This window comes from Microbacterium sp. E-13 (assembly GCF_049912955.1).
GTDB lineage: Bacteria > Actinomycetota > Actinomycetes > Actinomycetales > Microbacteriaceae > Microbacterium.
The window spans coordinates 3827832-3850039 of record NZ_CP183973.1 but is presented as its reverse complement, the minus strand read 5'-3'; the positions used below and the strand labels follow the sequence as shown (position 1 = coordinate 3850039).

Genomic DNA, 22208 nt, shown 5'->3' with positions numbered 1-22208 from the left:
GGGGAACCTCTCTGTTCTGGGGTTTGGGTCGGGTGGTGACGGATGCCGCGCCTCGCGGCATCCGTCAGGTGAAGACGATGGTGTGGTTGCCGTGGCGGATCACGCGGTCCTGCGCGTGCCACTCCACGGCGCGGGAGAGCACGGCGCGCTCGACGTACGCGCCCCGGCCCTGCAGGTCGGCGGCCGACATGGCGTGGGTGACCCGGGCGACGTCCTGCTCGATGATGGGGCCTTCGTCGAGGTCTTCGGTGACGTAGTGGCTGGTGGCGCCGATGAGCTTGACGCCTCGCTCCTTGGCCTTGCGGTACGGGGCCGCGCCGATGAAGGCGGGCAGGAACGAGTGGTGGATGTTGATCACCGGCACGCCCACCTCGTCGAGGAACGAGTCCGACAGGATCTGCATGTACCGGGCCAGGACGACGAAGTCGACGTTGCCCTTGAGCAGCTCGACGATCCTCGCCTCGGCTGCCGACTTGTCGGGCCCGTGCGAGGGGATGTGGAAGAACGGGATGCCGAAGCTGCGGACATCCTCTGCCGTGTTGGTGTGGTTGGAGATGACCATGGGGATCGTCACGGGCAGCTCGCCGCGACGGTGCCGCCACAGCAGTTCGAGCAGGCAGTGGTCGCTGGTCGAGACAAGGATCGCCATGCGCTTGGCGACGGACTGGTCGGTCAGCCGCCAGTCGAGGCTCAGCGGTCCGAGCGTCTTCGCCAGGTCGGCCTCGATGTCGGGGAGGGCCGCCTGCAGGTCCGGGCGATGGAACACCACCCGCTGGAAGAACTCGCCGCCCTCGGGATTGTCGGAGTACTGGTCCAGGCTGACGATGTTCCCCTCATTGCGGGTCAACAGCGCCGTCACCGCCGACACGATTCCGGGACGGTCGGGACCGTGCACGATCAGGCACGCGTGATCGCGCAGCGCATCGAGGTGCACCGTCATCGGCGCGTCTCCGACGACTGCGCGGCGACGAACTCGCGCGCCCACTGCGAGGTCGCGAGCAGGCCGCCGAACGTGTAGAAGTGCAGCTTCACGTCGCCGGCAGTGGGCTCGGCGGCGAGCAGCCCGGCGAGGTCGGAGACGAAGCGGTCGGGGCCTGCCGTACCCATGAGGTTGGTCAGCGAGAAGCCGTACTTCTTGACGATCATGGCGTTCGCGCCGATCCCGAAGCGGCGGGCGAAGCCGAGCAGCCGCTTGATGCCGGCGGGGCCGGGCGTGCCGATCCGGATCTGCGCGTCGATGCCGCGCTCGCGGACGTCGTGGATCCACGACATGACGGGGTCGGTGTCGAATGCGAACTGCGTGAGGACGACGGCATCCAGTCCCTGCTGCGCCAGCGTGCGCGCCTTCTCGTCGAGATGCCGCCAGAGCACGTCGTCGGGAATGTCGGGGTGGCCCTCGGGGTAGCCGGCGATCGACACCTCGCGGGCGCCGTACTTCTGCAGCAGGCCGGAGCGGATGACGCTGAGCGAGTCGGGATATGGTCCGGCGGGCTCCGCCGGATCGCCGCCGACGGCGAAGACATGCTCGCTCGCGCCGACCTCCTGAAGGCGGGCGAGGAACTCCTCGAGCTGCGCCTGCGACTCCAGCCGTCGCGCCGAGATGTGGGGGACGGGCACGAAGCCCATCTCCTTGACCGCCTTCGCGGCGGCGACGCGCATCTCGAGGTCTTCGTTCCCGAGGAAGGTCACGTTGATCTTCGTTCCCTGCGGGATCGTCTCGCGCGCTTCTTCGAGCCCGGGAATGTCCTTGCCGGTCATCTCCAGCGAGAAGCCCTTCACGAGCGCGGCGGCCTTGGGCGAGACGGGAGTCTGGTGAGCCACTGTCCGAGGTCCTTTCCTCTGCCGCGGGCGTCGCTGCACCGCGGTGGTACGAGAATACCTATCACCATAGGTAATGGCAATAGGCACGTCATGTGCGTGGTCACCATGGTGCGGGAGCGCCCGGGAAGAGCAAAGGCCCGATTCCGTTGAGCGGATGTCTCAACGTCGAGCCACATTCTTCAAGAAAATCGTGACGGGCGTCACGAAACCATTGACAATCGCGCGGCAGTGGCGGACGATGACTGTTGTCCGGCACGCCGCGGTGAGGACTCCGACTCGGGTCGGAAGGACCCGGCGACCGGTGAACCCCGTACCGCCAAGAGAGGCCCGTCAATGAAGAAGAGTCTTGCCACCATCGGCGTGCTCGCCGCCGCCGCGCTCGCGCTGGCCGGTTGCACCGATTCCGCCGCCGACACGCAGTCCACCCCCACATCGACCGGCGACGCCGGCTCGGGTGAGGTCACCACGGTCCGCGTGGCCGCGCTTCCCATCGCCGAGACCGGCGCCCTGTGGGCCGCCATCGACGAGGGGATCTTCGAGAAGCACGGCCTCGAGATCGAGGTCGTGCCCGCACAGGGCGGCGCCAACGCCATTCCGGCGCTGCTCAGCGGCGACATCCACTTCGCGATCGGGCAGCCGTTCGGCCCGATCCGCGCCGACCAGCAGAACCTCGGCGTCACGATCATCGGCGACTACGCGAACAGCCTCGCCGAGGGCACCGACGTCAACGCCGTGGTCGCGCTCGCCGATTCCGGCATCACGCGCCCCGCGGACCTGGCGGGCAAGAAGGTGTCGGTGAACACCGTCGGCGCGGCGGGCGACCTGACCATCCGCAAGGCCGTGCAGGACGACGGCGGCGACCCCTCGGCCATCGAGTTCGTCGAGGTCGCCTTCCCCGACGTGCCGGCGCAGCTCGAGGCCGGCACGATGGACGCCGCGTGGGCGCCCGACCCGTTCCGCGCCATGATCGTCGGCAAGGGCGGCACGTCGGTCGTCCAGCCGTACCAGGCGACGATCCCGGGGCTGTCCGTGCTCACCAACATCACGACGCAGAAGCTGATCGACGAGGACCCCGATCTCGTGAAGGCGTACTCCGAGGCGATGAGCGAGGCGCTCGAGTGGGCCGCCGGCAACGAGGACGCGGTGCGCGCCGCGATCGCGACCAACCTCAAGATCCCGGCCGAGGCCGCTGCCGGCATCACCCTCCCGACGTTCACGTGGGACCTCGCCGACGCCGGCATCGAAGACCTCGGCGCCCTGGCCGTCGAGTTCGCCTACATCGACGCCGAGCCCGACTACGACAAGCTGATCCAGCAGCAGTAGCGACAACAAGGGGCGGGTGGATGCCGCGCCCCGCGGCATCCATCCCTCCGTGTGTCCTCACCCGAGCCTCCCCACCCGAACGGACCCTCATGGCCCTCGCTGAAGCACCGCCCGTCGAGGCGTCGCCGCCGCGCCGGCGCAGCGGTCGCAGCGCGCGACGACTGCGCACCCTGCGCAAGGTCGCCCTCGGCCTCGCCGGCATCGTCGGCTTCCTCGTGACCTGGCAGCTGCTGCCCGCGCTCGGGATCGTGAACCCCGCGTACTTCCCGACGGCGACGGCGACCCTTGCGGCCCTCGGGGATCAGATGCGCGACCTCGAGTTCTGGCGCAACGTCGGTCGCACGCTGACGTCGTGGGCGCTGGGCCTGGCGATCGCGACGGTGCTCGCGGTGGTGCTCGGCACGATCATCGGCCTGGTGCCGTTCCTGCGCCGCGCCACCCACACGACCGTCGAATTCCTGCGGCCCATCCCGTCGGTGGCCCTGATCCCGCTCGCGATCCTCATGTTCGGCTACCAGCTGCAGGCCGCGCTGCTCATCATCGTGTACGCGAGCTTCTGGCAGGTGTTCATCCAGGTGCTCTACGGCGTCGCGGACGTCGACGCCGTCGCCCGCGACACGGCCCGCAGCTTCGGGCTCTCGCGGGGGTCGCGCATCGTCAACCTGGTCTTCCCGACCGCGCTGCCGTACCTCATGACCGGACTCCGGCTGGCGGCGACCGTCGCGCTGATCCTCGCGATCACCGCCGAGATGTTCATCAACGTGCCGGGCCTCGGGCGCGAGATCATGTTCGCGCAGAGCGCCGGGCAGTGGACGACCGTCTATGCCCTCGTGGTCGTCACCGGACTGCTCGGGCTGATCGTGAACCTCGTCTTCCGCGCGATCGAGCGCCGGTCGCTCTCGTGGCACCAGTCGGTCCGAGGGGAGGAAGTGCTGTGACCCTGTACACCAGCACCGTCGTGACGCCGCGCAGGCGCTCACGGGTGTGGGCGAAGCTCGGCGAGAGCACGGCCTATGCCCTCGGTCTGCCGATCCTGCTGCTCGTCATCTGGGGCGTCTGGGCGTCGACCTCGCCCGCGCCGTTCTTCCCGAGCCCCCTCGTCATCTTCCAGGCCTTCGTCGACACGTGGGTGGGGCCCGCGTTCTTCACCGACGTGCTGCCGAGTCTCGGGCGCCTGGCGATCGGCATCGTGCTCGCCGTCGTGCTCGGCATCGTGGCCGGCACCGTCATCGGCCTGGTGCGCTGGCTGCGCGAGCTGCTCGAGCCGATCTTCGAGTTCTTCCGCGCCGTGCCGCCGCCGGTGCTCATCCCGATCGTGGCGGTGGTGCTCGGCGCGAACGACACGATGAAGGTCGTGGTGATCGTCGCCGGCGCGATCTGGCCGGTGCTGCTCAACACCATCGAAGGCGTGCGGGCCACGGACGCCGTCATGACCGAGACGGCGCGGTCGTTCGCGCTGACCTCTGGGGAGCGACTCCGGTACCTCGTGCTGCCGGCGGCGAGTCCCCGGATCATGACCGGCGTCCGCCAGTGCCTGTCGATCGCCCTGATCCTGATGGTGATCTCGGAGATGTTCTTCTCGTCGTCGGGGCTCGGGTACAAGATCGTCTTCTTCCAGCGGAACTATCTCATCGCCGAGATGTGGAGCGGCATCGTGCTCCTCGGCCTCATCGGTATCCTGCTCGCGGCGATCTTCGGTCTCGTCGAGCGCCGCGTGCTGCGCTGGTACCACGGAATCAAGGAGGTGGAGCGTGCCTGACTCGCTTCAGACGGCACAGACGCTCTTGAAGGTCGAGCACCTGCGGAAGGTCTACGAATCGTCGACCGGGAACGTGGAGGCGATCGGCGACATCAGCTTCCGGATGGATGCCGGCGAGCTGGTGTGCATCGTCGGTCCCTCGGGCTGCGGCAAGACGACGCTGCTCAAATGCATCGCGGGCCTGCTCAAGCCGACCTCCGGAGTGGTGGAGCTCGACGGGAAGCGGGTCACGTCGCCGCCGCCCAAGATGGCGCTGGTCTTCCAGGAGTACGGACGGAGCCTGTACCCCTGGCTCACCGTGCGGGGCAATGTCGAGCTGCCCCTCAAGCACAAGAAGCTCTCCCGCGCCGACCGCGACCGGCTCATCGACGACGCGCTGACGGCGGTGGGGCTCGACCACGCCGCCAAGAGCTACCCGTGGCAGCTGTCGGGCGGCATGCAGCAGCGCGTCGCGATCGCGCGCGCCGTGGCGTACCAGCCCGAGGTGCTCATCATGGACGAGCCGTTCGCGGCGGTCGACGCACAGACCCGCGCGGACCTCGAGGATCTGGTGCGCACGCTGCACCGCGAACGGGGCATGTCGATCCTCTTCGTGACGCACGACATCGATGAGTCGGTCTACCTCGGCGAGCGGGTGGTCGTGCTGTCGAAGTCGCCCACGTGGGTGCAGGAGGACCTCGCCATCGACCTCGAGCCCGACCGGGACCAGATCACGACGCGGGCTCTGCCACGCTTCACCGAGCTGCGCACCCACGTCTACGAGCAGATCCAGCGCGCCAAGCGCGGCGAGGCCGTGCGCCCGGAGGCGGCGTGAGCGTTCTCCCCGTCGAGGGCTCGGTCCTCACGCGCAAGCCGAGGCAGCTGCTGCTGGCCTTCTTCGGCGAGTTCGTGTGCGACCGGTACTTTGCGCCGCTGCGGGCCAGCGTGCTGATCGGCACGCTCGAGAGCGCGGGGGTGGCGGCGTCGGCCGTGCGCACCAACCTCGACCGCATGGTGGCGAGCGGGCTCCTCGAGCGCCGGCGCCTGGGGCGGGAGATCGGGTTCGAGCTCACCCCTCACGGCAGCGAGGTGCTGCGCGAGGCGTCCGGCCGCGTGAACGGCCCGGCGCCGTTCGAGCCGCAGGGCGACGGCTGGACGCTGGTCACCTTCAGCGTCCCCGAGCACCTCCGCGATCTGCGCCACCGGCTGCGCGCCGCGCTGACGTGGTCAGGCTTCGCGGTGCTGCGGGACGGGCTGTGGATCGCTCCCGGTGCGGTGGATCTCGCTGCGGCGCTGGACGCGATCATCCCCGACCTGCCACCGGCTTCCATCACCGCCTTCTCCGCGACGGAGCTCGACGGGTTCCCGATGGCGGAGGCGGTGCGCGTGGCGTGGGACATCGAGCGCATCCGCGACGCCCATCTGGAGTTCATCGCGCACTGGGAACGGGAGGATGCGGCATCCGGTCTCCCTCCGGCGACCGCGCGCACGCTGCTCGTGGCCGACTGGCTCGCGCTGCTGCGCGCAGACCCGCGGCTTCCTCGCCAGTACATGGGTGAGGACTGGCCCGCCGACCGCTCCGCCGAGCTGTTCACCCGGCGGCACCGCGAGTTCGCCTTCCCGGCCGTGCGCGACTTCGCCGCCCTCGTCGACTGACTCGACAGCGCAGACGCGGCCGGCCGGAGTCACGGATACCTATAGGCATAGGCAATATCGGTAGGTATTCTGACTCCCATGCGCACCTCGCCCGAGGGTCCGCGGCCGCCCTCGACGTCGAGGTCGGTCAGTGCTCCGCCTCGATCTCAGCAGCACGGGCGAGTGTGCGCTCGACGATCTGAAGGTCGCGCAGCTCCTCGAGCATGCGGTGGAGCAGTGCGTTGAACCTCTCCACGTCATCGCCGCTCACGTGCGAGAGGATGAGGTCCTGCCCGCGCATCGAGATCGGCAGCATGTCGTCGTGCATCTCAGCGCCCGACTCGGTCAGGTACAGCGGCCGGGACCCTCTGGGGCCGTCGGACAGCACGAGCAGCCCGCGGTCGACGAGCACGCCGACGCTCTTGGAGACGATCGCCTTGTTCACTGCGAGGAACTCCGAGATCTCGGTGGCCGACGCGCCCGGCCGGATGGCGAGAGCGGAGATCACCCGCCACTCGTTGGTGCCCAGCCCGAAGCGGCGGCGCAGCTCGTGCGACTCGCGCCACACGAGGGCGTTGGACAGCAGAGCCAGAAGGCGCGGGGTGAAGGATTCCGGGTCCAGCGCGTGGCCGAGAGGCTCGGTGACCGTTCCGGGTGGCAGGACGGGTCTTGTGGTGGGGGCGGGCTGCGGAGGCATCCGGCTCCTTTCGTGGGAGAAGTCTGACAGAGAGGCAGCGGTCCTGCGCCCCCGGGGGGTCGCAGGACCGCGTGCATGCTGCATGGTGTCAGTGCGCCATGGCTGCGAGCGCCTCCGGGTCGATGGTCGCGATGGCGCGGGTGTCCTGGAAGGCGCGGACGCCCTCGATGCCCTGCTCACGGCCGATGCCGGACTGCTTCATGCCGCCGAAGGGGGCGCGCAGGTCGAGGCGGGTGGCGCCGTGGTCGTTGATCCAGACGTACCCGCACACGAGCTGCGAGCCCACGCGCTGCGCCGCCTCGGGCGAGGCGGTCCACACCGAGCCGCAGAGGCCGCCCCACGTGTCGTTGGCGAGGCGGACGGCCTCTTCTTCCGTGTCGAAGGGGATGATCGGGATGACGGGACCGAACTGCTCCTGGGTGACCACCCGCAGCGAGGGGTCGGGGTCGACGACGATCGCGGGGCGCAGGAAGTTCCCGCCGGCGAGGTCGCCCGAGGGCAGCTCTCCGTACTCGCGGACGTCGGCTCCGGCATCCTTCGCCTCCTGGATGATCTCCTCGACGAACGCCTTCTGGGCGGGCGAGTGCAGGGGGCCCATCGTGGTGCCCTCGTCGAGGCCGTATCCGATCTTCGACTGCTCGAGCCGCTGCGCCAGTGCGGCGACGACTTCGTCGAGTCGCGAGCGGTGCACGAACACCCGCTTGGCGTTCATGCAGATCTGCCCGGTCGTGTCGTAGATCGCCGCGTAGAGCCGGTCGAGATGTGTGTCGTCGAGGATCGCGTCTTCCAGCAGTACGGCGGCGTCGTTCCCCCCGAGTTCGAGCGTCACCCGCGTGAGCGTCTTCGACGCGATCTCCATGATCCGCTTGCCGCCGTTCACCGACCCGGTGAAGCACACCTTGTCGACGTCGGTGATGAGCGCGCCCATGTTCTCGTCCTTGCCGGTCACGACGTTGAGCACCCCCGGCGGCAGCTTCTCGGCGACGCGCTGCACGACGCGCGTGGTGGCCAGCGGCGCCGAGGGCGGCGGCTTCACGATCGCCGTGTTGCCGGCCAGCAGGGCGTGCGGCAGCGACGCCCCGAGGATCGCGATCGGCCAGTTGAACGGCACGATCACCGTCACCACGCCCAGCGGCTGGTACGACACGTCGGTCGAGACCGGGATCGCACCGGGCACGACCGGGAGCGTGTGGCCTGTGTCCACCTCGTCCGCCAGCATGAGGGCGAGGTTCCACCGGATCTCGAAGACCAGGGCGTCGACCCAGGACTCGAACCGGATCTTGCCGTTCTCCTGCGACAGGACGGCGGCATCGGTGTCGCGGTCGTCGGCGATTCCTGCGATCGCGTCGGCCATCTTCGCCGCGCGCTCCTGCGGAGACAGCGCCGCCCACGAGGGATACGCCGTGCGTGCCGCGGCGACGGCATCCGCGACATCCTGTGGAGACGCGGATGCCGCATGCCCCACGATCGCCCCGGGCTTGCCGGGATCGGCGATCGCGAGCGTGTCCTGCGTCTCGCGGGCCTCACCGCCGATGAACAATCCGGTCCGCAGCTCTGCGGCCGTGCTCAGCGTGTCAGTCATCGAATTCACACCTCTCTGTGTCGTTCGGGTCGGCGCACGCGCTCAAGCGGGTGACGCGGGCCGGTGTGCATCCACCATCCCTCTCGTTGTATTAGATGTCAACGTGTTTATGCATATTCCTGTTTACGTGTAAAGCAGATTGTGTTAGCGTCACTCGCATCACCTCGGCAGTGCAGCCGCGGAGACGAAAGCGAGTGTCGACGACGACCTTCCCGCGGCGTCCGATCGACCTCCCTCGATGAGGAGGCATGGAATGGGAACGCACACCCTGGAGATCGGCCAGCGGCCCAGCGTGACCGAGCTGGAGGAGCTCGCGTTCGAGCTGCGCTCGAAGCTGCTGCACCTGTGCGGCACGTACGAGGGCGCCGTGCACATCGGGGGCGATCTCTCGGCGGCCGACATCTTCACCGCGCTGTTCCACTACGGACTGCGGGTCGATCCCGACGACATCGCCAACCCCGGGAGGGATCGGTTCGTGCTCAGCAAGGGCCACGCGGCCGTCTGCATGTACATCGCGATGTCGATGCGCGGGTTCTTCTCCTACGACGGCATCGTCGACACCTACGGCCAGCTCGACAGCGCGTACGGCATGCACCCGTGCAAGGTGCAGCTGCCCGGTGTCGAGTGCTCCACCGGATCGCTCGGCCACGGCCTCCCGCTCGCGGTCGGCATGGCGCTGAGCGCCCGTCACCGCAAGGAGGACCACCGCGTCGTCTGCCTCCTCGGCGACGGCGAGACGGGTGAGGGCAGCGTCTGGGAGGCGGCGATGGCCGCCCGAAGCAACGGCCTCGGCAATCTCGTCGCCTTCATCGACCGCAATCGCCAGCTGATGACGAGCTTCGCCGAGGAGCGGGTCGTCTTCGAGCCCTACCCCGACAAGTGGCGCGCGTTCGGCTGGAACGTCGTCGAGATCGACGGCCATGACATGTCGCAGCTGGTCGCGGCGATCGACGGCCTGCCGGCGGCCGACAGCGACCTGCCGACCGTGGTGATCGCCGAGACGATCAAGGGCAAGGGCGTCGACTTCATGGAGCACAACCTCGCCTGGCACGCCGGCTCGCTGGGCGCCGCAGATCTCGAGCGAGCCCTCGCGTCGCTCGAGTCGAACCGCAGGAAGGAGACGGTCTGATGCCCGTCACATTCACGTTCGGAGAGTTCCTCGGTGCCCGCTCGGTCATCGGGACGACCCTCGCCGAGCTCGGCGACGTCCACGAGAACCTCTGGGTCATCACGCCGGACATCGGGGCGACGCTCGTGGAGTTCCGCGACAAATTCCCCGACCGCTTCCTCGACGTCGGCCTGGCGGAACAGGTGAGCGTCGGCATCGCGGCGGGGCTCGCCTACGACGGGAACATCCCGGTCGTCTCGGGGATGCTGCCGTTCCTGAGCATGCGAGCGCTCGAGCAGATCCGCACGGACGTCTGCTATCCCAACCTTCCGGTGAAGATCATCGGCACGCACGGGGGGCTCGTCGGCAACGGCGGCTCGACCCACTACGCGGTCGAGGACCTCTCGCTCATGTGCTCTCTGACGAACATGACGGTGACCTCGATCGGCGACCCGCTCATGGTCGGGGAGATCCTCCGCCAGTCCATGAGCATGCGCGGGCCGCTCTACATCCGGCTCGCCGTCGGCAAGAAGGACATGGTGCTCTACGAGCCGGGCGAGCACGACATCCGCATCGGCAAGGGGATCGTCGCACGCCAGGGCACCGACGCCACGATCTTCACCCACGGCACGACCGTGGCGCAGGCGATCCAGGCGGCCGAGCAGCTCGCAGAGGACGGCCGGTCGATCCGCGTCGTGGACATGTTCACGCTGAAGCCGATCGACGAGGCGCTCATCCTCGAATGCGCCGAGGAGACCGGCGGACGATTCGTCGTGCTCGAAGACCACCTCGCGTACGGCGGTCTGGCCACCCGCATCGCCGACGTCCTCGCCGATCGCGGCGTGCACCTGACCGCCTTCGAGCGGCTGGGCATCCCGCAGGTGTACGCCGGCTTCGGCGAGGATGAGCAGCTCCGCGACAAGCACGGCTACGGACTGAGCGCAACGGTCGCCGCCCTCCGCCGCGTGCTCGCGGCCGGGTGACGACGATGTTCGACGAGGAGGGTGCGAAGTGAGAACGGTCGCCGTCACGAGGATCGGGAGTCTGCGCGATCCCGATCCGGATGCCCGCGGGCTCATCGACGTCGTGGACTTCCCGGCGCAGCCGCTGGGCCCCGAGGATGTGCGGATCAGGGTGGCGTATGCCGCGATCTGCGGCTCCGATCCGCACCTCGCGGAGGGGTACTTCGGCACCGCCGTGCCGATCGGGCTCGGCCACGAGATCTCGGGTGTCGTGGAGGAGCTGGGGGAGCGGGCGCACCGCAACGGCCTGAAGGTGGGCGATCGCGTCGCGGGGAACTTCCTCCGCTTCTGCGGCACGTGCCGTCCGTGCCAGGAGGGGCGCCAGCAGTTCTGCGAGAACATCCAGGAGTACAACCGCCCGGGCATGGCCGAGACGATCACGTGGCACGAGTCGCAGGTGTACCGGCTGCCCGAGAACGTCTCGCTGCTGAAGGGATGCCTGCTCGAGCCGACGTCCGTCGCCGTGCGGATCGCCGACAAGACGCGCGTCCGCGTCGGCGACCGCGTCGCCATCGTCGGGGGAGGGCCGATCGGGCAGCTGGCGCTCCAGGTCATGCGCATGGCGGGAGCGACGTCTCTCACGATGATCGAGCCGATCGCGGCGCGCCGCGAGATGGCGAGCCGGCACGGAGCGGAGTTCACCATCGACCCGGTGTCGGAGGACCAGGTCGCACGTGCCCTCGAGCTCACCGACGGGCGGGGCTATGACGTGGTCATCGACGCCTCCGGCTCGGTGCGAGCCGTCCGGGGCGTGCTCGACATCGCGGCCAAGGGCGGGACGGTGGTCTACGGGGCGATGTATCCCGCGGACTTCGAGATGCCGTTGAACCTCTCGGACCACCTGTATCTCAAGGAGCTCACGCTCACCGGGGTCTTCGTCTCTCCGTACGCGTTCCCGCGGGCCCTGCAGATCCTTCCCCATCTGGACGTCGACGAGCTCACGGCCGCGGTCTTCGATCTCGACGACGCACCCGCTGCTTTCGCGGCACATGTGAGCGGCGAGCACCCGAAGGTCGTCATCCGCTGCAATGCCATCGACGAATCGGGGGTGCGATCGTGACCCTCGTGGACGACACCACGACGACCCCGGCGCTTGAAGCACGCGACATCGTCAAGCGATTCGACGGTGTGCACGCGCTCGAGGGGGCGGGACTGTCGGTCCTCCCGGGCGAGATCCATGCGCTTCTCGGCGAGAACGGTGCGGGGAAGTCGACGCTCATCAAGGTCCTCACCGGCATCTACGCGCCCGACGGGGGGACGCTGTGGCGCTCGGGCGAAGAGGTCGAGTTCGCCAACGTGCGTGTGGCGAAGCGGGCCGGAGTCGTCGCGCTCTATCAGGAGCTGTCGATCATCCCGTCCCTCACCGTCGCCGAGAACATCCTGCTCGGGGAGCAGACGCCCAATCGAGGAGGGGTGGTGCAGTGGCGCACCCTTCGGCGTCGCGCGAAGGAGCAGCTGGACCGGATCCATCAGCGGATCCCCCTCGGCAGGCTCGCGGGAGAGCTCTCTCCCGTCCAGCAGACGATGGTGGCGTTCGCCCGGGCCCTCGCCACAGATGCCCGGGTGCTGATCCTCGACGAGCCGACGGCATCCCTGACCGACACCGAGATCATCGAGCTCTTCTCCGTGCTGCGCCGGCTGCGCGATGAGGGCGTGGCGATCGTCTACGTGTCGCACCGCCTCGAAGAGGTCTTCGAGCTCTGCGACCGGCTGACCATCATGCGCAACGGCAAGACCATCGTGACGAAGGACGTCGCCGACTCGCACATCGACGAGGTCATCTCCAGCATGGTGGGCCGCGAGGCCGGTCAGCTGTACCCGGACCGGGCGACGGTGACGACGAGCGAGGTCGCCCTCGCCGTCGAGGGCCTCGACGGCCGCCGCGTGAAGGACGTGTCGTTCGTCGCACGCCGGGGCGAGGTCCTCGGCATCGGAGGACTGGCCGGCTCGGGCCGCAGCGAGCTGCTGCGGATCCTCTCCGGCGCCCAGCGGCACGTGGCCGGGACGATCACCGTCGACGGCAAGATCATGCGTCACTCGCCGGGAGTCGAACGTGCGCTGGAGGCCGGTATCGCCCTCGTGCCGGAGGAGCGCCGCAGCCAGGGAGTCATCCTCGGCTCGACCATCCGCGACAACATCGCCCTGGCGAACATCCCCGCCGTCAGCAGGATGGGGGTGGTGTCGGGAGCCCGCATCTCCGACATCGTCAGCCGCGGGATGACCGACCTCCGAGTCAAGGCCCGCAGCCAGCGCCAGCCGGTCGGCGAGCTCTCCGGCGGCAACCAGCAGAAGGTCGTGCTCGCCAAGATGCTCGCCCGCGGGCCGCGCATCCTCCTCATGGACGAGCCCACCCGGGGCATCGACGTGGGGACGAAGGGCGAGATCTACCGGCTCATCCGGCGGCTCGCCGCAGAGGGCACGACCGTCATCGCCGTGAGCTCCGAACTTCCCGAGCTCATCGGGATGAGCGACCGGATCCTCATCATGCACGAGGGCCGCATCTCGGGAGAGGTCGCGGCCGAAGGGGCGGACGAAGAGGTCCTCCTCACCTACTGCTACGGAAAGGCGGACTCGCATGACAACCATGCGTAACCCCGGTATCGAAGACGCGACCGACACGGTCGCGGTCCCGCGCCGCTCGGTGGGGCAGACGCTCCTCTCGGCGGGAACCGTCATCGCGCTGATAGCACTCGTCGTGTTCTTCTTCGCGATGCGGCCCGACGTGTTCCTCACGTTCACCAACGTGCGCAACATCCTGTACCAGGTCGCGATCCTCGCGATCATCGCGGGTGCTCAGACGATCGTCATGGTCGTCGGGGACTTCGATCTGTCGGTCGCGGCGACCTCGTCGCTCGCCGGCGCCGTGGTCGCAGCGCTCATGCTCGACGGGATCCCGGTCGCCGTCGCGATCCTGATCGGACTCGCGGTCGGCCTGCTCATCGGCATCGTCAACGGGCTGCTGATCGCGTACCTGAACCTGTCCGCCTTCGTCGCGACCCTCGCGACGCTGACATCGGTGACGGGTCTGGCGTTCCTCGTCACGGCGGGCACGACCCTGTTCAACCTTCCGCCGGAGTTCAACACCCTCGGTCAGGGGCGATTCCTCGAGATCCCGCTCCCGGTGTTCATCGCCATCCTCATCTCGATCGTCCTGTGGTTCGTGCTCCGGTACACCACCATGGGTCGTCGGTGGTACGCGACCGGGGGCAACGCCGAGGTGTCACGCCTCTCCGGCGTCAACGTGCGCCGCGCGCGCCTGCTGGCCTTCTCGATCGCCGGCCTCGTCGCCGCCGTCGGAGGGATCCTCCTCGCGGCCCGGCTGGGCAGCGCGAGCGCCGTGCAGGGCGAGGACAACCTGCTGTTCTCGGTCGCTGCCGTCTTCCTCGGCATGACCGTCGTGAGGTCGGGGGCCGCGAACATCGGCGGAACCATGGTGGGCGTCGCGATCATCGGCGTCATGAGCAACGGCCTCAACGTCCTGGGGGTCAACGCGTACGTGCAGCAGGTGGTCACCGGCCTCATCATCATCGCCGCCGTGACCCTCTCGTCGCTCCGACATCGAGAGCGCTGACCTCAGACCCTCCTCTTCCCTTGATGGGGCTTCGGCCCCGAGCACCGTCGACACAACACGCAAAGACACAAAGGAGTAGTTCCATGCGTACATCAATGAAAGCCCTCGCGGTCGCGGCCGTCGCCCTCCTCGCCCTGACCGGCTGCTCGTCCGGCGGCGGTGGCGGGGGCGGATCGACCGGAGACGCCGGCGGCGATGCGCCGTTCCGCGTCGTCGCGTTCACCTCGGGCAACCAGACGCCGATCGGCGCCTGGTGGGTCAAGGCGGTCGAGCAGCAGGCCGACGAACTCGGCTGGGATCTCACGATGGTCCAGGGCGATTTCGACTTCCAGAAGATGAACCCCGCGGTCGAGAGCGCGATCGGGCAGGGCGCCGACGCGGTCTACAACGGCTACACGGACGTCGCCTCGATCGGCTCGATCGTGACGGCGGCGAAGGATGCCGGCATCCCGATGTTCGCCGTCGACGCGGGCACCGAGCCCACAGATGCCTACGCGCTCAACATCACGACCGACCAGCAGGGCATCGTCGATCAGACGCTCGGTGCGATCTCGGACAAGATCGGCGGCCTCGAAGGCAAGAACATCATGGTCATCGGCCATGACCCGCACGCCGGGATCCGGATGCGCTCGGGCCTCGCCGCGAAGGACATCGAGGCCGCGGGAGGGAAGCTCGCCGGCGGGGAGATCCAGCAGGTCGTGTCGCCCGCAACCGGTCGCACCGAAGCCCTCGCCCTCGTCGCCGACTACCTCTCCGCCAACCCCGGTGGCCTCGACGCCGTGTGGGTGGGCTGGGATGACGCCGCCCTCGGCGCCCTGCAGGCGGTCACGGAGGCCGGCGCCGACACCGTCGTGACGGGTGTGGATGCCACGAGCGAAGCCATCGCGGCGATCGAGGCCGGAGGACCCTTCCTCGCCACGGTCGAGCAGCCCTGGCCCTCGATCAACGACGACGTCACCGCAGCGATCGTGGCGTTCCAGACGGACGGCACCATGCCGAAGTCGAACTTCGAGGCGGTCGGCACGACGCTCGTCGACATCGACAACGCGGCCGACATCACGCCGTCGGACAAGCTCGGCTGATGACGTCGGCGCCGGCGGGGGCGGGGCTTCGCCCCCACCGGCACCGGCGCTGAGCCTCCATCGACGAAACCCACGACAGAAGGAAGACACGACATGCGTCTGGAAGGCAAGGTGGCCCTCATCACAGGAGGCGCCAGCGGGATCGGACTCGCGACCGTCCGCAAGTTCATCGCGGAGGGCGCCAAGGTGGCGGTCGCAGACATCGCGGCCGAGAGGGCGCAGGAGGCGGTCGACACACTGCCGGAGGGGAGCGCCGTCGCCGTCGGAGTGGACGTCTCGGTGTACGACGAGGTCGAGGCTGCCGTGCAGAGCGCCGTGGACGCGTTCGGGAAGCTCGATGTCATCTTCAACAACGCGGGTATCGCGGGGGGCAAGGCCCTGCTCGAACACGATCCCGCCGTCGACTACGCGCCGATGATCCGGGTCGACCAGGACGGTGTCTACTACGGGATCCTCGCCGCGGGACGGCAGTTCCGGCGGCAGGGGACAGGTGGGGTCATCATCTCGACCTCGTCGATCTACGGGGAGCAGGCGGCCGAGCTCGCGTTCAGCTACGGTGCGGCGAAGGCCGCCGTGATCTCGTTCACCCGGTCCGCCGCGTACGAGCTGGCGCAGTACGGCGTGCGTGCGGTCGCGATCACGCCTGGCCGGGTGGGAACCCCGATCATCAATCAGTTCTCGGACGAGCTGAAGGAGCTCTTCGCGTCGGAACAGCTGCGCAACGCCCTCACCGCGCCCGAGGAGATCGCCGATGTCGTCGCATTCCTCGCCTCCGACGAGGCCAACGCGATCAACGGCACGGTCGTCCACGTCGACGATGGGTACTCCGCGTTCAAGCAGCGGTTCGAACTGCCGGTGTTCTGACGAGGGAAGACGCGCCATGAACTCCTCTCTGGACCTCGAGCTCGACCTCGACCTGGCGTTCCACGTCAGCATCGCCCTGGCCGACGCGACACCTGCGGCCCTTGCTCCCTTGCTGGGCGAGCTGCGGGCGCTCGAGTACCGGCGCGCGGTGCTGCCGCCGCTCGATCCGTCGCAGACGGATGCCGCGGCGCTGCGCCGCGTGTTCGAGGAGGCGGAGCTCGTCCCGATCGCCATGACGGGTCAAGGTCCGGGAGCAGACGTGTCGTCGGAGGATGACGGAGAGCGTCGTGCCGGTGCGGCCGTGCTCCGCGACGCCGTCGATTTCGCGACCGCCATCGGCTCCGACCAGCTCAACGGGGTTCCCTACGGCCGCTTCGGCCCACCCGGCGGGCCGACGTCGGGTGCGGCCTTCGCACGTGCCGCGGCTGAGGTCGGGGCCGTGGCGGACTACGCTGCGGGCAAAGGCGTCGCGATGACCTTCGAGGTGCTCAACCGCTACGAGACCTCCGCCATCAACACGGCCGAACAGGCCGTCGAGTTCGTCGAGCTGAGCGGCTCGGAGAACCTGCGCATCCACCTCGACACGTTCCACATGGCGATCGAGGAGGCCGACATGGCCGGGGCGATCCGAACGGCGCTGCCCAAGCTGGGGTACCTCGAACTCGGGCAGTCCGCTCGTGGAGCGCTGTCCACCGGCGTCGTCGACATCGCCGGTGTGGTGCGCCAGGCGCTCGACGACGGCTACACGGGACGCTGGGGCGTCGAGGCGTTCTCCCGGCCATTGGTCGGCTCGGCAGCCGGCGATATGCTCGCCATCTGGCGCGCGCCGTTCGACGATGCGCAGGGCGTCGCGGCCGATGCCGCCCGCGTCGTCCGCAAGGGGTGGTCGGAAAGCGCACGCGGCCGGCGGGCTCAGAGACTCGCGCGCAGCCACGGCTGACGCGCCGACGGAAAGGAACGACGATGTCCACGACGATCGAGACCACCCGAGCGACCCTGATCGACACGGCCGAGTTCACGGGCCGGCTCTTCATCGACGGCGAGTGGGTCGCCGCGGGCGGCGGCGAACTCGCCTCGGTGGCTCCCGCGACCGGAGAGACGATCGCGACGGTCGGCATCGCTTCGCCGGCCGACGTCGCGAGGGCCGCCGAAGGCGCCGCGCGAGCACAGCGCGAGTGGGCGGCGACCCCCCACCCGGTGCGTGCCGCCGTGCTGCGCCGCGCCGCGCAGCTGTGGGAGGAGCACGCCGACGAGATCATGGGCTGGAACATCCGCGAGGTGGGAGCCATCCCGCCGCTCGCGGGCTTCGCCCTGCACGTCACGGCGGCCGAGTGCTACGAGGCGGCGCAGCTGCCGTCGGCTCCGCTGGGCTCCATCCTGTCCAGTGAGGAGCCGCGCCTGTCGCTCGCGCAGCAGGTGCCGGTCGGCGTGGTGGGCGTCATCTCGCCCTTCAACGTGCCCCTCATCCTCGGCATCCGCGCCGTCGCTCCGGCCCTCGCGCTCGGCAACGCCGTGCTCCTCAAGCCCGACCCCCGCACGGTCGTCACCGGCGGCGTATCGATGGTGAGGATCTTCGAGGAGGCGGGGCTCCCGAGCGGCCTCCTGCAGCTCGTGCCCGGCGGCGCCGAAGTGGGCGAGGCCATCGTGGCCGATCCGAACGTGCGCGTGATCGCCTTCACGGGCTCCACGCGAGCGGGTCGGATCGTCGGCGAGCTCGCGGGGCGCCACCTCAAGCGGGCGCACCTCGAACTGGGCGGCAATTCGGCGTTCATCGTTCGGGAGGATGCCGACGTCGATCAGGCGGTCAACCTGGCGACGTGGGGGTCCTACCTCCACCAGGGCCAGATCTGCATGACCGTCGGACGCCACATCGTGCACGAGTCGCTGTACGAGGAGTACGTCTCGAAGCTCGCGGCGAAGGCCGACTCGATGCACGTCGGTGACCCGGCGGCCGGTCAGGTGCACCTCGGTCCGCTGATCGACGAGGTGCAACGCGATCGCGTGCACACGCTGGTACAGGATGCCGTGGCCCAGGGGGCGCAGCTGCGCGCCGGCGGTTCGTACGACGGCCTGTTCTATCGCCCGACCGTGCTCGCGGGCACTCCGGCGGATGCGGCCGCCTATCACGAGGAGGTGTTCGGGCCCGTCGCGTCGGTCGTCTCGTACGGCACCGATGACGAGGCGGTCGAGCTCGCGGCATCCACCGAGTACGGGCTGTCGCTCGGGATCGTGAGCCGCGATGTGATGACCGCGCTCTCGATGGCGCACCGCATCCCGACCGGGATCGTGCACATCAACGATCAGACGGTCAACGACGAGGCGAACGCGCCCTTCGGCGGCGTCGGCGCGTCGGGGACGGGGTCGCGCCACGGAGGCGCTCAGGCGAACATCGACGCCTTCACCGAGACGCGCTGGATCACGGTGCGGCGCGAGCCGGGGCAGTATCCGCTCTGACCCGACGGGGCTCAGTCCTTGCCGAAGCGCGCGCGGAGGTCGGCCTTGCGGATCTTGCCGGATGCTGTGCGCGGCAGGTCGTCGACGACCACGACGTTCTTCGGCAGCTTGTAGCGGGCGAGGACGCCGTCCAGGCGTCCTCGGACCATCTCGGTGTCGACCTCCGCGCCCTCCCGGAGTGTGACGACCGCCCACGGCACCTCGCCCCACCGCTCGTCGGGCACGCCGACCACCGCGACACCTGAGATGCCCTCGATGTCGGCGATCAGGTTCTCCACCTCGGCCGGATAGATGTTCTCGCCGCCCGAGATGATCATGTCCTTCAGGCGATCGGCGATGAAGAGGTATCCGTCGGAATCGAGATACCCGAGGTCGCCCGAGCGGAACCACCCGTCGTCGGTGAAGGCGGCCGCCGTCGCCTCGGGCTGTCCGTGGTAGCCGAGGAAGACGTTGGGTCCCGCGACCTCGATCTCCCCCACCGTGCCCCGCGGCACCACGTGGCCGTGCTCGTCGGTGATCCTGACCTCGGTGAAGAAGTGGGGGAGGCCCACGCTGCCCTGCTTCTCGCGGGTCATCGCGGGCGACAGCGACGTCGCGCCGGGAGAGGTCTCGGTCATGCCGTAGCCCTGCGAGAACGACAGGCCGCGTTGTTCGTAGGCGTTCAGGATGCGCGTCGGCACGGCCGATCCGCCGCACGTGAGCTTCTGAAGGGTGGAGAGATCGGTCGTCGCCCAGGCGGGGTGGTCCGCCATCATCTGGTACGTGGTCGGCACGCCGCTGAGCATCGTGATCCCGCGCTGCTCGATGAGGGCGAGAGCCCGCCCGGGCTCGAAGCCCTTCTCGAGCACGAGGGTCGCGCCCTTGAGGATGACGGGGAGCGCCCCCATCCCGAGCGAGGCCACGTGGAACAGCGGTGAGATCATCAGCGAGACGTCGGTCGACACCACGTCATAGTCGACGATGCAGTTCATCGCCACCCACGTGAGATTGCCGTGCGTGAGCACGGCGCCCTTCGGCTTGCCGGTGGTGCCCGAGGTGTAGACGATGGCGGCGGGGTCGTCGAGGGCGACATCGGCCACGGTGTGGCCGCCCGGCGCCGCGGCGATGAGGCTCGCCAGTCCCGGATGCTCGGGCAGGCCCTCACCGGTGACGATGACGTGCGCGATGCGGCCGGACTCGACGCCCGCCATCGCGCGGTCGAGGAACTCGGCGTCGAGCACGAGGGCGCGCGCACCGGAGTCGACGAGCACGTGTTGCATCTCGGGCCCGGCCAGCCGGGTGTTCACGGGCACGAACACGGCGCCCAGCTGGGCTGCACCGAACATCACCTCGAGGAACTGCGGGCTGTTCTCGCCGATGTAGGCGACCGCGTCGCCCTTGCGGATGCCGCGGTGCCACAGCACGGCGGCGACGTGGTCGGCGGCATCCGCCAGCTCCCGGTAGGTGAGCACGTCGTCGCCGAAGACGACGGCCGGCTTGTCGGGGTCCTTTAGCCGCCGCTTGGCGAGCCAGAACCCGATTCCTGTGTGCATCGTTGCGGTTCCTCTCCTTCGAGGCCCGCTCGCCCGTCACAAGGTGCCGGTGTGCCCGGCGCATCGTGGCAGGCGAGCAGCGGTGGTCAGGCGTAGAAGCGGTACAGGCCGCGCGCGACGACGGCGGGCTTCTCGGCGCCGTCGATCTCGATCGTCTGGTCGACGGCGAACTGGTACCCGCCGCGCACCTCGGTGACCTCCGCGATGACGGCGTTCATGCGCACGCGTGCACCCACGGCAACGGGTGAGACGAACCGCACCTTGTCGAGGCCGTAGTTCACGCGCGTGGTGACGCCGGTGACGTCGAACAGCTCCGACCAGAACTTCACGGTCAGTGAGAGCGTCAGGAAGCCGTGGGCGATGGCACCTCCGAAGGGCCCCTCTGCCGCGCGCGCGGGGTCGACGTGGATCCACTGGTGGTCGTCGGTGGCGTCGGCGAAGAGGTTCACGCGGTCCTGCGTGATCTCGAACCACTCGGTGTGGCCGAGGTCGGTGCCGGCGAGTCCTGCGACGTCGGCGTAGTCGACGGTGGTGGTCATGGGTTCTCCTTCGATGGATCGGCGCTTCGACGAACTCGGCGACGGTGGTCAGGTGAAGGCCGACGCGCCGGTGAGCGCGCGGCCGACGATGAGGGCGTTGATCTCGTGCGTGCCCTCGTACGAGTACACGGCCTCCGCATCGGCGAAGAACCGGGCGACATCGTGCTCGAGCAGGATGCCGTTGCCGCCGAGCACCTCGCGGCCGAGGGCCACGGTCTCGCGCGCGAGCCGGGCGTTCTGCATCTTGGCGAGGGCGGAGTTCTCGTCGGCGAACTCGCCGCGGTCCTGCTGCGCCGAGAGCTGCACCACCATCGCGAGGGAGGCGACGGTGTTGCCGAGCATGCGCGCGAGCTTCTCCTGCACGAGCTGGAAGCCGCCGATGGGCCGCTCGAACTGATGACGCTCGCGCACGTAGCGCACCGCGGCGTCGAGGGCGCCCGCCTGAAGTCCGGCGGCGATCCACGCGACGTCGGAGCGCATGGCCCGCAGGATCCGAGACACGTCCGGCCAGCCGTTCACCTTCTGCAGACGCTCCGTCTCGGCCACCCGCACGCCCTCGAGTGCGATGACGGCATTCTGCATCGGGCGCAACGCGACCTTTCCGGTCATCGCCTGCACCCGCACGCCGCCGGCATCCGTCGGCACGAGGAACGCCTTGATGGCATGGTCGTCGACGTCGCGCGCGAAGACGACGAGCACATCGGATGCCGCGGCCCCGCCGATCCACTTCTTCCGGCCGTCGATCACCCAGCCGTCGCCCTCGCGCCGCGCCGTCGTCGCGAGGCCGCCGGCGATGTCGGAGCCGTGCTCCGGCTCGGTGAGCGCGAACACCCCTTTGAGCTCGAAGCTGCGCACCCGGGGGTCGAGCCCGGCCGCCTGCTCCGCCGATCCGCCGAGCGTGACGGCGGTGCGGAACAGCCCCGACTGGGCGTTGTAGAGGGTCGCCACCGACACGTCGGTGCGCGCCAGCACGTAGTTGCGGAAGCCGGAGAACACGCTCGAACGCGCCTCCGCGGCATCCATCCCCTCCGGCTGCATGAGATCGAGGGGGATGAGCGCGTCGAGCACCTCGGGCGGCATGGTCGCCGTCTCCCACGCCTGGGCGAGCAGGGGACGGATGCTGCCATCCAGCGTCCGCTGCAGGCGCGCCAGCGCCGCCCGCGCGGCCGGACTCAGGTGGGCGCCCGTGATCGCGTACGGGTCGAACCCGAACGTCGCATCCGCCTCGAGCGCCGGCATG

Annotated in this window: 21 protein-coding genes; 14 read left to right on the top strand and 7 right to left on the bottom strand. The window is 69.2% G+C overall.

Translation table 11 applies throughout. The features are described from left to right. Positions 1–64 precede the first annotated feature (64 nt). Both purU and ACN9MP_RS17870 read right to left on the bottom strand, forming a co-directional pair. Positions 65–940 carry a formyltetrahydrofolate deformylase gene (gene purU / locus ACN9MP_RS17875; RefSeq protein ID WP_426322429.1) on the bottom strand — a complete coding sequence of 292 codons (876 nt, stop codon included), beginning with the start codon at positions 938–940 and terminating at the stop codon, positions 65–67. Next, the gene (locus ACN9MP_RS17870; protein ID WP_426326112.1) at positions 937–1758 is read right to left on the bottom strand and encodes a methylenetetrahydrofolate reductase; all 822 of its coding nucleotides are present in this window, start codon (positions 1756–1758) and stop codon (positions 937–939) included. Before ACN9MP_RS17870 ends, purU begins: the two co-directional genes overlap by 4 nt. A gap of 396 nt (positions 1759–2154) precedes the next feature. Here ACN9MP_RS17870 and ACN9MP_RS17865 point away from each other — a divergent pair, with 396 nt between their 5' ends. The 5 genes from ACN9MP_RS17865 to ACN9MP_RS17845 all read left to right on the top strand — a co-directional run bounded on the left by ACN9MP_RS17865 (position 2155) and on the right by ACN9MP_RS17845 (position 6538). Then, on the top strand, positions 2155–3144 hold the full coding sequence (locus ACN9MP_RS17865; protein WP_426322427.1) for an ABC transporter substrate-binding protein: 990 nt from the start codon (positions 2155–2157) through the stop codon (positions 3142–3144). A gap of 89 nt (positions 3145–3233) precedes the next feature. Then, a complete protein-coding gene (locus ACN9MP_RS17860) occupies positions 3234–4082 on the top strand; it encodes an ABC transporter permease (protein WP_426322425.1) in 849 nt (282 codons plus the stop codon). Beyond that, positions 4079–4903 carry an ABC transporter permease gene (locus tag ACN9MP_RS17855; protein WP_426322424.1) on the top strand — a complete coding sequence of 275 codons (825 nt, stop codon included), beginning with the start codon at positions 4079–4081 and terminating at the stop codon, positions 4901–4903. The genes ACN9MP_RS17860 and ACN9MP_RS17855 overlap by 4 nt, the downstream gene beginning before the upstream one ends. Then, positions 4896–5717 carry an ABC transporter ATP-binding protein gene (locus tag ACN9MP_RS17850; protein ID WP_426322422.1) on the top strand — a complete coding sequence of 274 codons (822 nt, stop codon included), beginning with the start codon at positions 4896–4898 and terminating at the stop codon, positions 5715–5717. The genes ACN9MP_RS17855 and ACN9MP_RS17850 overlap by 8 nt, the downstream gene beginning before the upstream one ends. Continuing rightward, positions 5714–6538, top strand: a complete 825-nt coding sequence (locus ACN9MP_RS17845; RefSeq protein WP_426322420.1) for a PaaX family transcriptional regulator C-terminal domain-containing protein — start codon at positions 5714–5716, stop codon at positions 6536–6538. The genes ACN9MP_RS17850 and ACN9MP_RS17845 overlap by 4 nt, the downstream gene beginning before the upstream one ends. A gap of 127 nt (positions 6539–6665) precedes the next feature. Here ACN9MP_RS17845 and ACN9MP_RS17840 read toward each other — a convergent pair whose 3' ends face one another. After that, positions 6666–7214 (bottom strand): MarR family winged helix-turn-helix transcriptional regulator, encoded by a 549-nt coding sequence (locus tag ACN9MP_RS17840; protein ID WP_426322418.1) that lies wholly within the window; start codon positions 7212–7214, stop codon positions 6666–6668. Between the two features lie 88 nt (positions 7215–7302). Next, positions 7303–8796, bottom strand: coding sequence for an aldehyde dehydrogenase family protein (locus ACN9MP_RS17835; RefSeq protein ID WP_426322417.1), 1494 nt, complete (start codon positions 8794–8796; stop codon positions 7303–7305). A gap of 253 nt (positions 8797–9049) precedes the next feature. On the opposite strand from ACN9MP_RS17835, the gene ACN9MP_RS17830 reads away from it, so the two are divergent. The 9 genes from ACN9MP_RS17830 (at position 9050) to ACN9MP_RS17790 (ending at position 18897) form a co-directional block, all read left to right on the top strand. Continuing rightward, positions 9050–9925, top strand: a complete 876-nt coding sequence (locus tag ACN9MP_RS17830) for a transketolase (RefSeq protein WP_426322416.1) — start codon at positions 9050–9052, stop codon at positions 9923–9925. Then, positions 9925–10887, top strand: a complete 963-nt coding sequence (locus ACN9MP_RS17825) for a transketolase family protein (RefSeq protein ID WP_426322414.1) — start codon at positions 9925–9927, stop codon at positions 10885–10887. Before ACN9MP_RS17830 ends, ACN9MP_RS17825 begins: the two co-directional genes overlap by 1 nt. Before the next feature lie 28 nt (positions 10888–10915). Further along, on the top strand, positions 10916–11986 hold the full coding sequence (locus ACN9MP_RS17820) for a zinc-dependent alcohol dehydrogenase (protein WP_426322412.1): 1071 nt from the start codon (positions 10916–10918) through the stop codon (positions 11984–11986). Further along, positions 11983–13518, top strand: a complete 1536-nt coding sequence (locus ACN9MP_RS17815) for a sugar ABC transporter ATP-binding protein (protein WP_426322410.1) — start codon at positions 11983–11985, stop codon at positions 13516–13518. The genes ACN9MP_RS17820 and ACN9MP_RS17815 overlap by 4 nt, the downstream gene beginning before the upstream one ends. Beyond that, complete coding sequence (locus tag ACN9MP_RS17810; RefSeq protein WP_426322408.1) at positions 13502–14497, top strand: ABC transporter permease; 996 nt, start codon at positions 13502–13504, stop codon at positions 14495–14497. The genes ACN9MP_RS17815 and ACN9MP_RS17810 overlap by 17 nt, the downstream gene beginning before the upstream one ends. A gap of 83 nt (positions 14498–14580) precedes the next feature. Next, complete coding sequence (locus tag ACN9MP_RS17805) at positions 14581–15579, top strand: sugar ABC transporter substrate-binding protein (protein ID WP_426322406.1); 999 nt, start codon at positions 14581–14583, stop codon at positions 15577–15579. 93 nt (positions 15580–15672) lie between these two features. Continuing rightward, entirely contained in the window at positions 15673–16443 is a 771-nt protein-coding gene (locus ACN9MP_RS17800; RefSeq protein WP_426322404.1) for an SDR family NAD(P)-dependent oxidoreductase, read from the top strand. A gap of 16 nt (positions 16444–16459) precedes the next feature. Continuing rightward, positions 16460–17383, top strand: a complete 924-nt coding sequence (locus tag ACN9MP_RS17795) for a TIM barrel protein (RefSeq protein ID WP_426322402.1) — start codon at positions 16460–16462, stop codon at positions 17381–17383. A 23-nt stretch (positions 17384–17406) separates the two neighbouring features. Beyond that, positions 17407–18897, top strand: coding sequence for a benzaldehyde dehydrogenase (locus ACN9MP_RS17790; RefSeq protein WP_426322400.1), 1491 nt, complete (start codon positions 17407–17409; stop codon positions 18895–18897). An 11-nt stretch (positions 18898–18908) separates the two neighbouring features. On the opposite strand, the gene menE is transcribed toward ACN9MP_RS17790, so the two are convergent. The 3 genes from menE to ACN9MP_RS17775 form a co-directional block, all read right to left on the bottom strand. Beyond that, positions 18909–20429 carry an o-succinylbenzoate--CoA ligase gene (gene menE / locus ACN9MP_RS17785; protein WP_426322398.1) on the bottom strand — a complete coding sequence of 507 codons (1521 nt, stop codon included), beginning with the start codon at positions 20427–20429 and terminating at the stop codon, positions 18909–18911. Between the two features lie 86 nt (positions 20430–20515). Next, positions 20516–20968 carry a MaoC family dehydratase gene (locus ACN9MP_RS17780; protein ID WP_426322397.1) on the bottom strand — a complete coding sequence of 151 codons (453 nt, stop codon included), beginning with the start codon at positions 20966–20968 and terminating at the stop codon, positions 20516–20518. Positions 20969–21016: 48 nt separating this feature from the next. Beyond that, positions 21017–22207, bottom strand: a complete 1191-nt coding sequence (locus tag ACN9MP_RS17775) for an acyl-CoA dehydrogenase family protein (protein ID WP_426322396.1) — start codon at positions 22205–22207, stop codon at positions 21017–21019. Position 22208 lies beyond the last annotated feature (1 nt).

Bases quoted from the DNA above. Each gene is read 5' to 3' on its own strand.
- purU (WP_426322429.1), bottom strand. From the start codon at position 940: ATGACGGTGCACCTCGATGCGCTGCGCGATCACGCGTGCCTGATCGTG.
- ACN9MP_RS17870 (WP_426326112.1), bottom strand. From the start codon at position 1,758: ATGACCGGCAAGGACATTCCCGGGCTCGAAGAAGCGCGCGAGACGATC.
- ACN9MP_RS17865 (WP_426322427.1), top strand. From the start codon at position 2,155: ATGAAGAAGAGTCTTGCCACCATCGGCGTGCTCGCCGCCGCCGCGCTC.
- ACN9MP_RS17860 (WP_426322425.1), top strand. From the start codon at position 3,234: ATGGCCCTCGCTGAAGCACCGCCCGTCGAGGCGTCGCCGCCGCGCCGG.
- ACN9MP_RS17840 (WP_426322418.1), bottom strand. From the start codon at position 7,214: ATGCCTCCGCAGCCCGCCCCCACCACAAGACCCGTCCTGCCACCCGGA.
- ACN9MP_RS17835 (WP_426322417.1), bottom strand. From the start codon at position 8,796: ATGACTGACACGCTGAGCACGGCCGCAGAGCTGCGGACCGGATTGTTC.
- ACN9MP_RS17830 (WP_426322416.1), top strand. From the start codon at position 9,050: ATGGGAACGCACACCCTGGAGATCGGCCAGCGGCCCAGCGTGACCGAG.
- ACN9MP_RS17825 (WP_426322414.1), top strand. From the start codon at position 9,925: ATGCCCGTCACATTCACGTTCGGAGAGTTCCTCGGTGCCCGCTCGGTC.
- ACN9MP_RS17810 (WP_426322408.1), top strand. From the start codon at position 13,502: ATGACAACCATGCGTAACCCCGGTATCGAAGACGCGACCGACACGGTC.
- ACN9MP_RS17805 (WP_426322406.1), top strand. From the start codon at position 14,581: ATGCGTACATCAATGAAAGCCCTCGCGGTCGCGGCCGTCGCCCTCCTC.
- ACN9MP_RS17800 (WP_426322404.1), top strand. From the start codon at position 15,673: ATGCGTCTGGAAGGCAAGGTGGCCCTCATCACAGGAGGCGCCAGCGGG.
- ACN9MP_RS17795 (WP_426322402.1), top strand. From the start codon at position 16,460: ATGAACTCCTCTCTGGACCTCGAGCTCGACCTCGACCTGGCGTTCCAC.
- ACN9MP_RS17790 (WP_426322400.1), top strand. From the start codon at position 17,407: ATGTCCACGACGATCGAGACCACCCGAGCGACCCTGATCGACACGGCC.
- menE (WP_426322398.1), bottom strand. From the start codon at position 20,429: ATGCACACAGGAATCGGGTTCTGGCTCGCCAAGCGGCGGCTAAAGGAC.
- ACN9MP_RS17780 (WP_426322397.1), bottom strand. From the start codon at position 20,968: ATGACCACCACCGTCGACTACGCCGACGTCGCAGGACTCGCCGGCACC.
- ACN9MP_RS17775 (WP_426322396.1), bottom strand. From the start codon at position 22,207: ATGCCGGCGCTCGAGGCGGATGCGACGTTCGGGTTCGACCCGTACGCG.